General features: G+C 70.7%; 13 protein-coding genes and 1 tRNA gene. 4 read left to right on the top strand and 10 right to left on the bottom strand.

The features are described from left to right. Position 1: 1 nt before the first annotated feature. Entirely contained in the window at positions 2-2,827 is a 2,826-nt protein-coding gene (locus DMC18_RS05935; protein ID WP_110132765.1) for an endoglucanase, read from the top strand. Between the two features lie 117 nt (positions 2,828-2,944). Here the strand turns inward: DMC18_RS05935 and pcaD are convergent, their stop codons facing one another. The 8 genes from pcaD to pobA all read right to left on the bottom strand — a co-directional run bounded on the left by pcaD (position 2,945) and on the right by pobA (position 10,536). Beyond that, a complete protein-coding gene (gene pcaD, locus DMC18_RS05930; protein WP_110120642.1) occupies positions 2,945-4,123 on the bottom strand; it encodes a 3-oxoadipate enol-lactonase in 1,179 nt (392 codons plus the stop codon). Continuing rightward, a complete protein-coding gene (pcaB, locus tag DMC18_RS05925; protein WP_110120643.1) occupies positions 4,123-5,274 on the bottom strand; it encodes a 3-carboxy-cis,cis-muconate cycloisomerase in 1,152 nt (383 codons plus the stop codon). The genes pcaD and pcaB overlap by 1 nt, the downstream gene beginning before the upstream one ends. Before the next feature lie 77 nt (positions 5,275-5,351). Continuing rightward, on the bottom strand, positions 5,352-6,038 hold the full coding sequence (gene pcaG / locus DMC18_RS05920) for a protocatechuate 3,4-dioxygenase subunit alpha (RefSeq protein WP_110120644.1): 687 nt from the start codon (positions 6,036-6,038) through the stop codon (positions 5,352-5,354). After that, positions 6,028-6,738: a protocatechuate 3,4-dioxygenase subunit beta gene (pcaH, locus tag DMC18_RS05915; RefSeq protein ID WP_110120650.1), complete on the bottom strand. Its 711-nt coding sequence runs from the start codon at positions 6,736-6,738 to the stop codon at positions 6,028-6,030. Before pcaH ends, pcaG begins: the two co-directional genes overlap by 11 nt. Positions 6,739-6,763: 25 nt before the next feature. After that, positions 6,764-7,975 (bottom strand): 3-oxoadipyl-CoA thiolase, encoded by a 1,212-nt coding sequence (pcaF, locus tag DMC18_RS05910; RefSeq protein WP_110120645.1) that lies wholly within the window; start codon positions 7,973-7,975, stop codon positions 6,764-6,766. Then, complete coding sequence (locus DMC18_RS05905) at positions 7,972-8,628, bottom strand: CoA transferase subunit B (RefSeq protein ID WP_110120646.1); 657 nt, start codon at positions 8,626-8,628, stop codon at positions 7,972-7,974. The genes pcaF and DMC18_RS05905 overlap by 4 nt, the downstream gene beginning before the upstream one ends. Then, complete coding sequence (locus DMC18_RS05900; protein WP_110120647.1) at positions 8,628-9,341, bottom strand: CoA transferase subunit A; 714 nt, start codon at positions 9,339-9,341, stop codon at positions 8,628-8,630. Before DMC18_RS05900 ends, DMC18_RS05905 begins: the two co-directional genes overlap by 1 nt. Positions 9,342-9,360: 19 nt before the next feature. Then, positions 9,361-10,536, bottom strand: a complete 1,176-nt coding sequence (gene pobA / locus DMC18_RS05895; RefSeq protein WP_110120648.1) for a 4-hydroxybenzoate 3-monooxygenase — start codon at positions 10,534-10,536, stop codon at positions 9,361-9,363. A gap of 162 nt (positions 10,537-10,698) precedes the next feature. On the opposite strand from pobA, the gene DMC18_RS05890 reads away from it, so the two are divergent. From DMC18_RS05890 to DMC18_RS05880, 3 genes are all read left to right on the top strand, one after another. After that, on the top strand, positions 10,699-11,580 hold the full coding sequence (locus DMC18_RS05890; RefSeq protein WP_110120649.1) for a helix-turn-helix domain-containing protein: 882 nt from the start codon (positions 10,699-10,701) through the stop codon (positions 11,578-11,580). Positions 11,581-11,661: 81 nt separating this feature from the next. Next, complete coding sequence (locus DMC18_RS05885) at positions 11,662-12,441, top strand: acyl-CoA thioesterase II (protein ID WP_110132764.1); 780 nt, start codon at positions 11,662-11,664, stop codon at positions 12,439-12,441. 267 nt (positions 12,442-12,708) lie between these two features. After that, positions 12,709-12,783 (top strand) — tRNA-Thr (locus DMC18_RS05880). 17 nt (positions 12,784-12,800) lie between these two features. On the opposite strand, the gene DMC18_RS05875 is transcribed toward DMC18_RS05880, so the two are convergent. Together DMC18_RS05875 and DMC18_RS05870 are read right to left on the bottom strand one after the other, a co-directional pair. Beyond that, positions 12,801-12,995, bottom strand: a complete 195-nt coding sequence (locus DMC18_RS05875) for a hypothetical protein (RefSeq protein WP_110120652.1) — start codon at positions 12,993-12,995, stop codon at positions 12,801-12,803. Positions 12,996-13,094: 99 nt separating this feature from the next. Next, positions 13,095-14,115 (bottom strand): PAS domain-containing sensor histidine kinase (locus DMC18_RS05870; RefSeq protein WP_110132763.1); only part of this gene is annotated, 1,021 nt, incomplete at its 5' end.

Below are 14,115 nucleotides of genomic sequence, written 5' to 3'. Positions count from 1 at the left end.
GATCTGCATCGCCGGCGTCGTCGCGCCCGCCGTCCAGGCCGCCGGTCCCGCCGCCGCTCAGGCCGCGCAGGGAGACCTTGTGGTCCGCGCGGCCCAGGCTCCCGACTTCTCGCGCCTGGAGTTCCGCTGGAGCGGCCGCGCTCCGGCGATGAAGATGCGCCGCGAGGGCCAGCAGGCGATCCTGCGCTTCGGCCGCGACGCCAATCCCAACATCGCCGCGCTGCGCATCGCGCCGCCGCGCTGGATCCGCACGGTCGAGGTCCGCCACGCCGGCGGGGCTCTCGAACTGGTCCTGACCCTGACCGACGACGCCGACCTGCGGGTCGGCCGCGCCGACGGCGTGGATTTCGTCAACGTCTTCGCCAAGCCGCCCCAAGCGGGCGCGCCGCCGACGGCCCCGACGCCGGCGCCGCGCGATCCGCGCCGGCCCAATCCCGCTCCCGCCAGCGGCGTGGTGGCGGTGAACTACACCAAGACCGACGGCCAGACCCAGTTCGTCACCACCTGGGCCGCGCCCGCCGCCGCCGCCGTCTTCAAGCGCGGCGAGGCCGTGTGGGTGGTGTTCGACGCCTCGGTGCGCCTGGAACTGGGCCGCACGCCGCAGACCGGCCCCAGCCACACCAAGATCCAGGTCTTCCGCGGCCCCGACTATTCGGCCCTGCGCATCGTCGCCAAGCCCGGCGTGCCGGTCTATGCCGAAGGGCAGGGGAACGTCTGGACCGTGGCGCTGGGCGCGGGCCTGCAGCCCGAACCCGATCCGATCAAGGTCGCCCGCGACGAAACCGCTTCGCCCGCCAGCCTGTCGGCCAACTTGGCCGGGGCGGGGCGTCCGGTGTGGGTCAATGACCCGGCCGTCGGCGATCGCCTGGCCGTCGTGCCGGCCCTGGCCCCGTCCAAGGGCCTGCCGTCGCGCCGCGAGTATGTCGAGATGGCTCTCCTGCCGTCGGCGCAGGGCCTGGCGGTCGAGGCCTTCGCCAGCGACCTGCAGGTGCTGACCGAGGGCGACATCGTCCGCATCGGCCGGCCCAAGGGCCTGGTGCTGTCGCCGGCCTCGGCGTCGAGCGCGGGCGAGGAAGTGATCACCGGCGCGCCGCAGCCGGCCGCCATGCCGGCCGTCATCGACCTGGAGAACTGGCCCAAGACCGGCTCGGGCGGCTTCATGGCCCGCTACGACGCCTTGCAGGCCGCCATCGCCGCCGTCGATCCGGCCGACCGCCAGGGCGACATCGCCGCCCGCATGGCCCTGGCCCGCTTCCTGGTCGGCTCCAAGCTGTCGTTCGAGGCTATCGGCGTGCTCAACGCCGCCGCCCGCAAGCAGCAGACCCTGCTGGGCGACGCCGAGTTCCGCGGCCTGCGCGGAGCGGCCAAGGCCATGTCCGGACGCTGGGCCGAGGCCGAGGCCGACTTCTCCTCGCCGGTGCTGTCGGACGATCCGTCCAGCGCCCTGTGGCGCGGCTATGTCGCCTACAAGCAGGGCCAGTGGGTGGACGCCCGCAACAAGTTCGCGGCCGGCGCCCAGGCGATGAACCTGTTCCCGAACGTCTGGCAGGCCCGCTTCCTGGGCGCCCAGGCGGAGTCGGCGGTGGCCACCGGCGACGGGATCGGCGCCGAGCGTCTGGTCAACCAGGCCCTGAAGCTGCCCAAGGTGCCGATCGTCGACCAGCTGATCCTGCGGCTGACGCTGGCCAAGGCCTTCGAGCTGCAAGGCCGCAAGGACAAGGCGCTGAAGATGTTCCAGGCGATCGGCAAGGCGCCGATCGACCGCATCGCCACGCCGGCGATCCTGCACGCCACCCGCATCAAGCTGGAAAAGAACCAGATCTCGCCGGCCGAGGCCGCCAAGACCCTGGACCAGCTGCGCTTCCGCTGGCGCGGCGACGGCGTCGAGCTGGACGTCGTGCGGGCGCTGGGCAAGCTCTATATCGACCAGGGCCGCTATCGCGAGGCGCTGGAAGTGCTGCGCTCGGCCAACAAGGTGCTGCCCGACCTGCCGCAGGCGGTGGCGTTGCAGAACGACCTCTACGGCGCCTTCCGCACCCTGTTCCTCGACGGCCTGGCCGACGGCATGCAGCCGATCCAGGCGGTGGGCCTGTTCTACGACTACCAGGACCTGACGCCGATCGGGAACGACGGCGACCAGATGGTCCGCAACCTCGTGCGCCGGCTGGTCGACGTCGACCTGCTGGACGAGGCCGCCAAGCTGCTCAAGTACCAGGTCGACAACCGCCTGAACGGCGTGCCCAAGGCCCAGGTGGCCACGGACCTGGCCTGGATCTATCTGATGGATCGCAAGCCCGAGGACGCGCTGGCGGCGATCAACAACACCCGCACCACCATCCTGCCGCCGGCCCTCAACAGCGAGCGGCGCCTCGCCACCGCCCGCGCCCTGATGACCCTGGGCCGCTACGACGACGCCCTGGAGGTGATCGAGGGCGACAAGGGCAAGGACGCCCAGGACATCCGCGGCGACATCGCCTGGAAACAGCGCAACTGGCCGCTGGCCGGCAAGCTGTACGAAGCGGCCCTGGGTGACCGCTTCAAGAACCCGGCGGGCCTGTCGCCCTCGGACGAGGCCAAGCTGATGCGCGCCGCCGTCGCCTTCAGCCTGTCGGACGACGATGCGTCGCTCGGTCGCCTGCGCACGCGCTACACCAACCTGATCGGCACGGCTCGCAACCCCGAGGGCCTGCGCGTGGCGTTGGCCGGCGTGGACAGCGTGGGTTCCAGCGCCGACTTCGGCCGGGTGACGGCCGAGAACGAGGTGTTCAACGGCTGGGTCGCGAAGATGAAGGACCGCTTCCGCGCGGCGGCGACGCCGAAGAGCTAGCGCCGGGGAAGGCCCCCTCCGGCCCTCCGGGCCACCTCCCCCAGAGGGGGAGGATCTAGTCCGCGAAGATGCTCCCCCTCTGGGGGAGCTGTCGGCGAAGCCGACTGAGGGGGTCTTCTACAGCCCCAGTTCAGCGATCACGCTGGCCGCTTCGGTGAAGGCCGTGTTCGCCGCCGGCACCCCGGCATAGATCGCCGTCTGCATCAGAACCTCCTTCAGCTCGTCCTGGGTGAAGCCGCCTTGCTCCAGGCCGGCGCGGACGTGGAGGCGGAATTCTTCCCAGCGGGCGAGGGCGGCGCAGATGGCCAGCACCAGCAGGCGGCGGGTCTTGTGGTCGAGGCCCGGGCGGCCCCAGATCTCGTTCCAGGCGTAGCGGGTGATCATCGCCTGGTAGTCGGCGGTGAAGGCCGTGCGCTTGGCCAGGGACTTGTCGACCCAGGCGTCGCCCAGCACCTTGCGACGGTTCTTGAGGCCCGCTTCGAACAGCGTGTCCTTGGCGGCGCGCTCGGCCGGATCGGCGCCGAGGAAGGCGCGCACGGCGCCGGCGAAGGCGGCCGGGGCCTCGATCGAGGGCAGGTGGGCGGCGTCGATCAGGGCGGTGGCCGCGCCGGGGATGGCGGCGGCGATGCGGTCGCCGTGGCCTTCGAAGGGCGTGGAGACGTCCTTGGTCCCGCCGATCACCAGGGTGGGGACGGTGACGGCCGGCAGGCGCTCCAACAGGTCCATGTCGCGGATGGCCGCGCCGCAGGCGGCGTAGCCCTCGGCGCTGGTGGCCAGCAGGCCCGCGCGGACGGTCTCGACCTGTTCGGGATGCAGGCTGCGGAAGTCTTCCGAGAAGAACCGGCCCAGGGCCATGTCGGCGATGGCGGCGAGGCCTTGGCCGCGCACGGTGTCGATCCGCGCCTGCCAGGCGGCGGAGTCCATGGCGGCCGAGGTGCAGGCCAGGACGAGGCCGGTCAGGCGCTGCGGCGCCTTCAGGGCCAGTTCCATGGCGATCATGCCGCCCAGCGAGGTGCCGACGACGGCGGTTTTCTCGATGCCGGCCACGTCCATGGCCGCCAGCACGTCGCCCGCCAGCAGGTCCAGGCTGTAGTCGCCAGCCGGGGCGTCAGAGGCGCCGTGGCCGCGTGTGTCGAGCCGCAGCAGGCGGAAGTCGGCCAGCAGCAGGGGGGCGGCGGCGTCATAGAGGCCGATGTCGCAGCCGATCGAGTTCAGCAGCACCAGCACGGGTTTGTCGGCGGCGCCGTCGAGGCGGAAATAGAGGCGGGCGCCGTCGGCGGCTTGGGCGAAGGCCATCAGCGGTCCTTTTCGTAGTGGGCGAGGGCGCGCAGGGCGATGTTCTGGCTCTCGCCGGTGTCGGTCCCGACGCCGGCGGCGGCGAGGTTGGCGGCCATGCGATCGGTGTGGACTTCCAGGCCTTCGATCACCGGGGCCATGACGGAGAGCGCCCCATGGGCCAGCTGGAACAGCTCGGCGATCACCGGCCCCTCGGCCTGCCAGCCGCCCAGGTCGCGCTCGTGCGGCTGGGGCAGGGCGCAGACGAGGGTGGCGGCTAGGTGCGGGGCGCGGATGGCGGCGGTCAGGGCGGTCTGGCAGGCGGTGGGGTTGCGCTTGTGGGCCATGGCCGAGGAGCCGCCGCGCCCTTCGACGCGCGGCTCGAAGGCCTCGGCCACCTCGCCCTGGGCCATCAGCGACAGATCGCGGGCGATCTTGCCGACGGCGCCGACCAGTATGGCCAGGGCCGAGGCCAGGGCCGCAATCGCTTCGCGGCGGGCATGCCAGGGGGCGACGGCGGGGGAAAGGTCGAGGATCTCGGCCAGGCGGTCGGAGACGGCCAGGGCCTTGCCGTCCATGCCGGCCAGCGAGCCGGTGGCGCCGCCGAGCTGGACTTGCAGGGCGCTGGCGGCCTCGGTCTCGAAGCGGGCCAGAGCCGTATCGACGCCCAGCAGCCATTGCGAGGTCTTCAGGCCGAAGGTGATCGGCAGGGCCGCCTGCAACAGGGTGCGGCCGATCATCGGCGTGCTCGCGTGCGCCCTGGTCAGGACGGCTAGGGCGGCGGCGAGGCGGCGGGCCTCGTCCACGATCAGGGCCGCGCCGGCCTTGGCCTGGAGGACCAGGGCGGTGTCGGCCAGATCCTGGCTGGTGGCGCCCTTGTGCACGAGGGCGGCGACAGCCGGGTCGGCGATGCGGCCGCGCAGGTCCTTGACCAGGGGGATGGCCAGGGTGCCGGCGTGGGCGGCCGCTTCGGCCAGAAGCTCGACGTCGGGAAGATCGGCGCAGGCGGCGGCGATGCAGTCCGCCGCGTTCGCATCGATCAACCCGACGTCCGCCTGCGCCCGGGCCAGGCCCGCCTCGAAGCGCAGGGCCGCGCGCAGCAAGGCCTCGTCGCCGAAGATCGCCAGCATGGCGGGCGTCGAGGCCGCGCGATCGCGGATCAGGGAAGGCAATGGCGTCTCCTGGGTAGTCTTTGTTGGGAGCGCGTCGGGCGGCGAAACCGCTCACACTTTCGCCTGACGCGCTCTAGCTAGACGTCGAAGAAGACGGTTTCGCGCTCGCCTTGCAAGACGATGTCGAAGCGCCAGACGCCGCCGACCTTGCGCGCGATCAAGGTGTCGCGACGCTCGGCGGGCACCAAGGCCAGGATCGGGTCTTCGGCGTTCTGGGACGCGTCCTCGAAATAGACGCGGGTGACCAGGCGCTTGATCAGGCCACGGCCGAACACGCCGACGGCGATGTGCGGGGCCTGCAGGCTATTGCCGGGACCGGGAACGGCGCCGGGGCGCACGGTCTTGAAGCGATAGAGGCCGGTCTCGTCGGTCGAGGCGCGGCCGAAGCCGACGAAGCCCTCGTCGAGCGGGATCTCGGCGCGGTTGTCGTCCGGGCTGGCGTAGCGGCCGGCGGCGTTGGCCTGCCAGATCTCGATCATGGCGTCCGGGATCGGCTTGCCGTCGGCGTCATAGACGACGCCTTCGAGGGTGATGACCTCGCCGCTGACCGCGCCGCGCGGCGGCGACAGGTTCAGCACATAGTGCTCCTCGGGGAACAGCTCGGGGCGCGCGCCCATCTCCGACTGGCCGACCAGGTCGGCGCCGCCCTTCCAGGGCAGGCCGTAGTGGAAGAACGGGCCGACGGTCTGCGACGGGGTCTGGCCGAACAGGGCCGGGTCCTGGTTGTCGTGGCGGGGCGCCGGGTTGACCTGCTCAGTCGTCATGGTGGTCGTCCTCGGTAGGCGTGGCGTCGCGGCCGCGCAGAACCACGTCGAACAGATAGCCCAGGGCCCAGTTGGGCTTGGTGGTCTCGATGTCGAAGCGCGAGACCATGCGGTCGCGGTAGGGCATGGGCACGGCGTTGGCGATCGGGTCGATCTCGATCAGCGGATCGTCGGGGAAGTACATCTGGGTGACGATCCGGCTGGCGAAGGCCGGACCCAGCAGCGACAGGTGGATGTGCGAGGGCCGCCAGGCGTTGTGGTGGTTGCCCCACGGATAGGCGCCCGGGCGGATGGTCACGTACTGGTAGCGGCCTTCGCTGTCGGTGACGACGCGGCCAGCGCCGGTGAAGTTGGGATCCAGCGGGGCGTCCCACTGGTCCTTCTTGTGGATGTAGCGGCCGGCGGCGTTGGCCTGCCAGATCTCCATCACCGTGTTGGGCACGGGGCGGCCGTTCTCGTCGAGCACGCGGCCGGAGACGACGATGCGCTGGCCCTGCGGCGTGCCCTTGTGCTGGGCCGTCAGGTCGGCCAGGGACGAGCCCATCAGGTTCTCCCACTGGCCGGCCGGACCCGTGGTCTCGGTCAGGGTGTGGGGAATCTTGACCAGCGGTTGGCGCGGCGAGCGCGCCACGGTCGAGGCGTAGCCGGGGAACAACGACGGCGGCTGGCCGGCGTCTTCCCGCGCATAGGGCAGGATCAGGGTCACGAGGACCTCCTAGTCTTTCTTAGACACGTTCGATGGCGAGGGCCGCGCCTTGGCCCACGCCGATGCAGAGGGTGGCCAGGGCGCGTTTGCCGCCGGTCGCTTCCAGCTGGCGCAGGGCCGTCAGGGCCAGGCGCGTGCCGGAGGCGCCGAGCGGGTGGCCCAGGGCGATGGCGCCGCCGTTGGGGTTCACGTGGGCGCCGTCGTCGGGCAGGCCAAGCTCCCGCAGGACCGCCAGGCCCTGGGCGGCGAAGGCCTCGTTCAGCTCGACGACGTCGAAGTCGCCGATCGCCAGACCCGTGCGGGCCAGCAGGCGCTGGGTGGCCGGGACGGGACCGATGCCCATGACACGCGGGGCGACGCCGGCGGTGGCGTAGCCCAGCACGCGGGCGCGCGGGGTCAGGCCGTGGCGCTTCACCGCCGCTTCCGAGGCCAGGATGATGGCGGCCGAGCCGTCGTTGACGCCCGAGGCGTTGCCGGCGGTCACCGTGCCGTCCGGACGGACGACGGGCTTCAGCTTGGCCAGGGTCTCCAGCGTGGTTTCGCGCGGGTGCTCGTCGCGGTCGACGATGGTCGGGCCGGCCTTGCCGGGGATCTCGACGGCCGTGATCTCGCCGTCGAAGAAGCCGGCCTTGATGGCGGCGGCGGCGCGCTGCTGGCTGCGCAGGGCGAAGGCGTCCTGGTCGGCGCGGGTCACGCCGTAGTCGGCGGCGACGTTCTCGGCCGTCTCGGGCATGGAATCGACGCCGTAGGCCTTCTGCATGGCCGGATTGACGAAGCGCCAGCCGATCGTGGTGTCCTCGATCTTGGCGGCGCGCGAGAAGGCGCTGTCGGCCTTGCCCATGACGAAGGGCGCACGGCTCATGCTCTCGACGCCGCCGGCGACCACGAGGTCGGCCTGGCCCGAAAGGATGGCGCGGGCGGCCGTGCCGACCGCCTCCAGACCCGAGGCGCACAGGCGGTTGACGGTGACGCCCGGCACGGTTTCCGGCAGGCCCGCCAGCAGCAGGGCCATGCGGGCGACGTTGCGGTTGTCCTCGCCGGCCTGGTTGGCGCAGCCGTAGATCACCTCGTCCACCGCGGCCCAGTCGAGGCCGGGATTACGGGCGATCAGGGCCTTCAGCGGGATGGCCGCCAGATCGTCGGCCCGCACCTTCGACAGCGAGCCGCCGTAGCGGCCGAACGGGGTGCGGATGGCGTCGCAGACATAAGCGACTTTTGGGGCGGCGGTCATTGGAAGGCTCCGGGGTCGAAGGCGGCCTTGGTCTTGGCCTTGACCTCATCCAAACGAACGTTTGGAGCCAGTTCAACCAGCTTCAGGCTCTTCTGGCCGTCGGCGCCGCGCTCCAGGGTGAAGACGCAGAGGTCGGTGATGACCATGTCGACGCAGCCCGCGCCGGTCAGGGGCAGGGCGCAGCGCTCCAGCACCTTGCTCTCGCCGGCCTTGTTGGCGTGGTCCATGACGACGATGACGCGCTTGACGCCGGCGACCAGGTCCATGGCCCCGCCCATGCCCTTCACCATCTTGCCCGGGATCGTCCAGTTGGCGATGTCGCCGTTCTGGGCCACTTCCATGGCGCCCAGGACGGTGAGGTCCACGTGGCCGCCGCGGATCATGGCGAAGCTCTGGGCGCTGTCGAAGAAGCTGGAAGTCGGCAGCTGGGTGATGGTCTGCTTGCCGGCGTTGATCAGGTCGGGATCCACCTCGTCGGGATAGGGGAAGGGCCCCATGCCGAGCATGCCGTTCTCACTCTGCAGGGTGACGTGCACGCCCTCGGGGATGTGGTTGGCGACCAGGGTCGGGATGCCGATGCCGAGGTTCACGTAGAAGCCGTCCTGCAGCTCCGCAGCCGCGCGGGCGGCCATCTCATCGCGGGTCCAGGCCATCAGACGTTCTCCTCGCGCGGACGCGTAGTCAGCTTCTCGATGCGCTTCTCGTTGATGGTCGAGAGCACGATGCGGTCGACATAGATACCGGGGGTGTGGATGCCGTCGGCCTCCAGGGCGCCGGCCTCGACGATCTCCTCGACCTCGACGACGGTGACCTTGCCGGCCGTGGCCATCACCGGGTTGAAGTTGCGGGCGGTCTTGCGGAAGACGAGGTTGCCTTCCGGGTCGGCCTTCCAGGCCTTGACGATCGACAGGTCGGCGCGCAGCCAGCGCTCGCGGACGTAAAGCTCGCCCTCGAACTCCTCGACCGGCTTGCCCTCGGCCACGACGGTGCCGACGCCGGTCTTGGTGTAGAAGGCCGGGATGCCGGCGCCGCCGGCGCGGATGCGCTCGGCCAGGGTGCCTTGCGGGTTCAGCTCCAGTTCGAGCTCGCCCGAAAGGTAGAGCTGCTCGAACAGCTTGTTCTCGCCGACGTAGGACGAGATCATCTTCTTGATCTGGCCGTTGTTGAGCAGCATCCACAGGCCGAAACCGTCGGCGCCGCAGTTGTTGCTGATCACGGTCAGGCCCTTCACGCCGGTGTCCTTCAGGGCCGGGATCAGGGTCTCGGGATTGCCCGACAGGCCAAAGCCCCCGGACATCAGCGTCATGCCGTCGAAGGTCACGCCCTCAAGGGCGGCCGCGGCGCTGTCGTAGATCTTGCTCTTCATGCTGACTCCTGGGCTCCCGCTAAACCAACGGAAGGCCGACATAGTTTTCGGCCAGCGTCACCTGGGCGGCGCGCGAGCCCTTGATGTAGGCGAGTTCGGCGACCTGCATCTTGCGGTCGAAACCGTCGCGGTCGGGGAAGCGGTGGGTCAGGCTGGTGAACCACCAGGAGAACCGCTCGGCCTTCCAGACGCGGGCGAGAGCGCGGGCCGAATAGCCGTCGATCCCGGCCTTGGAGCCCTCGTTGAAGTATTCGGTCAGGGCTTCGGCCAGCATGACCACGTCGGAGACGGCCAGGTTCATGCCCTTGGCGCCGGTGGGCGGCACGATGTGGGCGGCGTCGCCGGCCAGGAACAGGCGGCCGTGACGCATCGGCTCGGCGACGAAGCTGCGCAGGGGGGCGATCGATTTTTCGAACGAGGGGGCGCGGACGATGCGCGAGGCCGCGTCCGGACCCAGGCGGATCGAGACCTCGTCCCAGAACCGCTCGTCCGACCAGTCCTCGATCCGGTCGTCCAGCGAGCACTGCACGTAGTAGCGGCTGCGGGTGGGCGAGCGCATCGAGGCCAGGGCGAAGCCGCGTTCGTGGTTGGAATAGATCAGCTCGTGGTCGCAGGGCGGGGCCTCGGTCAGGATGCCCAGCCAGCCGAACGGATAGACCCGCTCGAAGGTCTTCAGCACGCCCTCCGGGATCGCCGCACGGCTGACCCCGTGATAGCCGTCGCAGCCGGCGATGAAGTCGCAGTCCAGGCGGTGCTCGACGCCGTCCTTGCGCCAGGTGACGTAGGGCTTGCCGCCCTCGATGTCGTGCGGCTGGACCTGGTCGGCGTCGAAGACGATCTGGACGCCGCGCGCCTCGGCGGCGTCGAAGAGGTCCTTCATCACCTCCTGCTGGCCGTAGACCATGACGGTCGAGCCGCCGGTCAGTTCGGCCATGTCGATGCGGAAGACCTCGCCGTCGCTGGCCAGGTTGGTGCCGCCGTGGACCAGGCCTTCGCGGCGCATGCGGGCGGAAAGGCCCAGGCGCTCCATCAGGTCGACGGTGATCTGTTCGAGAACGCCGGCGCGCACGCGGCCTTCGACGTAATGGCGATCCTTGCGCTCGACGATGACAGCGTCGACGCCGGCCTGCTTCAGCAGGTGGCCGAGGAAGAGGCCCGCGGGGCCCGCGCCGATGATGGCGACCTGAGTGCGCATGGGGTCCTTACGTCTCACTCCCTGGGGGCGCCTCACGGCGTCTTGTGTGGGAGGAGCCTAGCTCTCCGGTCTAGGATTGGGATGGACAGAGCGCGCCAAAACTTGGACATTTCGCACAGGTGTTCGCATCGCGCACAAATTCTGGATCCCCCGAGCCTGACGATGGAAAAGACTGTCGTTCCTAGCTTTTTCCTGTTCGGCGAGCCGCCCCAGGCCGCCGAGGGCAAGTTCATCCATCTGGAGGCCTTGGACGATCGCACGCGGCCCAACGACTGGAACATCCGCGCCCACGCCCATGGCGACCTGAACCACGTCTTCCAGCTGACCACCGGCGGCGGGACGATGATGGCCGAGGACCGACGGATCGCCTTTACCGCGCCATGCCTGCTGGTGGTGCCGTCGGGCGTGGTTCACGGCTTCGCCTACGACGTGGGGACGGCCGGCTCGGTGCTGACCATCGCCGACAGCTATCTGCGCGACCTTTCCATGCGCGAGCCGGCTTTCGCGGGGCTGTTCCGGGCGCCGGCGGCGCTGGCCCTGGCCAAGGACTCCCGGGTCGAGGCGGCGTTGGAGGGTCTGGCCCGCGAACTGGTCTGGGCCGCGCCCGGCCATGCGGCGGCGGTGGAGGCGCACCTGCTGACGGTGCTGGTCGAGGCCCTTCGCCTGAGCGTCTCGGCGCGGGCCGGGGAGGGGCCGGCGGCGATCGGCGGCCACGCCGCCCTGGTGGCCAGGTTCCGCGAACTGGTCGAGGCTCGTTATCGCGAGCATTTGTCCTTGGAAGCCTACGCGGATCTCCTGGGCGTCACCGCCAGCCGCCTGCGGACGGCCTGCGCCAAGGCCGCCGGCGCGGCGCCGCTGAAGCTGGTGCAGGATCGCATCCTGCTGGAGGCCAAGCGGGCGCTGCTCTATTCCAACATGACGGTAGCCGAGGCGGCCTATCACCTGGGCTTCGACGATCCGGCCTATTTCTCACGCTTCTTCGCCAAGGCGGTGGGGGCCTCGCCCCGGGCGTTTCGCGAGGGCGCGCGGGCCGAGGCGGTCTAACGGCTCGTTCGGTTGACGTCAGTTTCGAATTAGGACTATGTCGATCGCGCGCCGCATCCTGGCGTGGGGAGAGCCTTGTCCGTGCCCAGCTACAGCGAACTGATCGACGGCCTGCGGACCGAGGGCGAGGCGGTGGTCGCCAGCGTCGGCGACGACTGGAAGCAGGGGCGCACCACCTATGGCGGGCTGTCGGCGGCCCTGTGCCTGGAGGCGGCCGCGCGCCGCCTGCTGGATGCGCCGCCGCTGCGCTCGGCCCAGTTCGCGTTCGTGGGGCCGGCGGCCGGCGAGCTGTCGGCCAGGGTCGAGGTGCTGCGCCAGGGCAAGTCGGCGCTGTTCGCCAGCGTCGACCTCAGCGGGGAAGGCGACCTCGCCACGCGCGGCCTGCTGACCTTCGGCGCCGAGCGGGCGTCCAAGCTCGATCACCTGGACCTGCCCGCGCCCGACGCGCCCGCGCCGGAGACCTGCGAGATCTTCATTCCAGAGGGCGCCGGCCCGGCCTTCGCGAGGCAGTTCGAGTTCCGCTATGTGGCCGGCGGCCGGCCCCTGAGCGGCGGCCCGCCCGATTTCCTGGTCTGGATCCGTCATCGTGATCCGGCCGCCCGGTCGCTGGCGGCGATGGTCGCCCTGGCCGACGCCCTGCCGCCGCCGGCCCTGTCGGTGTTCGACCAGTTCGCGCCGATCTCGACCATGACCTGGTCGATGGATGTGCTGGGCGAGGTTCCGGACGACGACGGCTGGCGGCTGATGTCCAGCCGCGCCGAGACCATCGCGCAGGGCTATTCGGCCCAGGCCATGACCCTGTGGAGCCGGGGCGGCCAGCCGCTGATCGCGGCGCGCCAGACGGTGGCGGTGTTCCTCTAGGGCCCATCTGGACGCTCGCGCTTCCATCTGCCCCGAGCTTCCCCGCGAAGGCGGGGATCCAAGCTGAGTTGGCGGACGATCCGCGACCGTTCCGTGGCTCTGAAGGTCGGCTTGGGTCCCCGCCTTCGCGGGGAAGGACGGTGTTGGAGCGTCCTTCGAGGGTTTCAGCCGTGAATTCCAGTCCACGGCGGCCATTGCCTCGCGTCATCGACTGCGGCTAAGGAGAACGCCCGTTCGCGAACGCGCGCCGTTCGCCGACGTCGGGGCGCCGGCTTAGCTCAGCGGTAGAGCAGCGGTTTTGTAAACCGAAGGTCGGGGGTTCAATCCCCTCAGCCGGCACCAGCTTCCGAAAAGCGCCCTCAGGCCTCGGGTTCGTAGTGAACGAAGCCGGCCGGATCGAGGGACTCGAGCACGCCCCGCACGGTCAGGCCCTCGGAATGATGGCGCTCGAAATCCTCGACCTCGTAGACCTGGCCGGTGAAGACGCCCAGGTGAGGCAGGCCGGCGCCGGTGCGCAGGATCATGTCGCCCTGTCGAAAGACGCGTTCGGTCATGGCAAAGTCCTCCCGTTCCTTATCCTGAGATTGCAGGCGAGCGGGCTCTCGACCAAGACACGATGATGTCAGCTTCCCGGGCGGAACCTCTTTCGAGGTTCAGAAAGCCAGAGTCAGGCGCAGCCGCGCGCCGCCCAGGGCGTCCGGATCGCCGGGCTCGGGCGGCAGCAGCGCCAGGCTTCCGCCATGGGCCTGGACGATCTGGCGGGCCAGGCTGAGGCCGACGCCCGAGCCCGTGGCCTTGGTGGTGTAGAACGGCAGGAACACCTGGTCGGCCTGGTCGGGAGCGACGCCGGGCCCGGAATCCTCGACGGTGATGTGCAAAGCTTCGCCGACCCGTTCGGCCGAGAGGCGCACGCGCGGGCTGGGGCGCTCCAGCGCGGCCTGGGCGGCGTTGTTGAGCAGGTTGCCGACCGCCAGCCACATCTGGTCCTCGTCCAGGCGGACCTCCAGCTCCGGCGGGGCCGCGCGCTCCAGAACGACGCCCTTGTCGCGCCACTGGGCCTCGAAGCTCTCGCAGGCGACGTCGAACCAGGCGGGCAGGTCGGCGAGGGCGCGCACCGGCGGCGGCAGGCGGGTCATGGTGCGGTAGGCGTTGATGAAATCCTGAAGGCCGGCGGTGCGCGCCACTACCCGCTCCAGGGCCTTGATCGCCGTGGCGGTCGCGTCGTCGCCGCCGTCGCGCAGCAAATCCAGAGCGCTGCGGCTCATCGAGGCGACGGGGGTCAAGGCGTTCATCAGCTCGTGGTTCAGCACGCGCAGCAGGTCGCGCAGGGCGGCGGCCTCGGCGGCGCGGACGTCGGCCGAGATGTCGGTCAGCACGACGAGGTCGGCGGCCTGGCCGTTCTCGATCAGCTCGGCGCGGCTGACGGCGTAGGCGGCGTCGCGCCAGCGGACGGGGGTGACGAGGTCGGCCAGCGGCTGGCCGTCGGTCAGGGCGCGGCGGGCGGCGGCGGGCAGGGCGTAAGGGGTGTCGAACAGCTGGCGGGCGGCGCGGTTGACGGCGATGACCTGGTCGTCCTGGCCGCGCAGCAGGATCGGCGAGGGGGCCTGATCGAGCAGCAGTTGCAGCCGCCGGCGGCTGAGATCGGCGGCGAAGGCCTCGCCCGGCAGCGCGGCG

The sequence above is a fragment of the Caulobacter sp. D5 genome (assembly GCF_003185805.1).
In the GTDB taxonomy this organism is placed as follows: Bacteria; Pseudomonadota; Alphaproteobacteria; order Caulobacterales; family Caulobacteraceae; genus Caulobacter.
The sequence above is the reverse complement of the archived record's forward strand: the minus strand, read 5'-3'. Positions and strand labels throughout refer to the sequence as shown.

Bases quoted from the DNA above. Each gene is read 5' to 3' on its own strand.
- pcaD (WP_110120642.1), bottom strand. From the start codon at position 4,123: ATGGCCTTCGCCCAAGCCGCCGACGGCGCCCGCCTCTATTTCCGCCTC.
- pcaG (WP_110120644.1), bottom strand. From the start codon at position 6,038: ATGACGACTGAGCAGGTCAACCCGGCGCCCCGCCACGACAACCAGGAC.
- pcaF (WP_110120645.1), bottom strand. From the start codon at position 7,975: ATGACCGCCGCCCCAAAAGTCGCTTATGTCTGCGACGCCATCCGCACC.
- DMC18_RS05905 (WP_110120646.1), bottom strand. From the start codon at position 8,628: ATGGCCTGGACCCGCGATGAGATGGCCGCCCGCGCGGCTGCGGAGCTG.
- DMC18_RS05900 (WP_110120647.1), bottom strand. From the start codon at position 9,341: ATGAAGAGCAAGATCTACGACAGCGCCGCGGCCGCCCTTGAGGGCGTG.
- pobA (WP_110120648.1), bottom strand. From the start codon at position 10,536: ATGCGCACTCAGGTCGCCATCATCGGCGCGGGCCCCGCGGGCCTCTTC.
- DMC18_RS05890 (WP_110120649.1), top strand. From the start codon at position 10,699: ATGGAAAAGACTGTCGTTCCTAGCTTTTTCCTGTTCGGCGAGCCGCCC.
- DMC18_RS05875 (WP_110120652.1), bottom strand. From the start codon at position 12,995: ATGACCGAACGCGTCTTTCGACAGGGCGACATGATCCTGCGCACCGGC.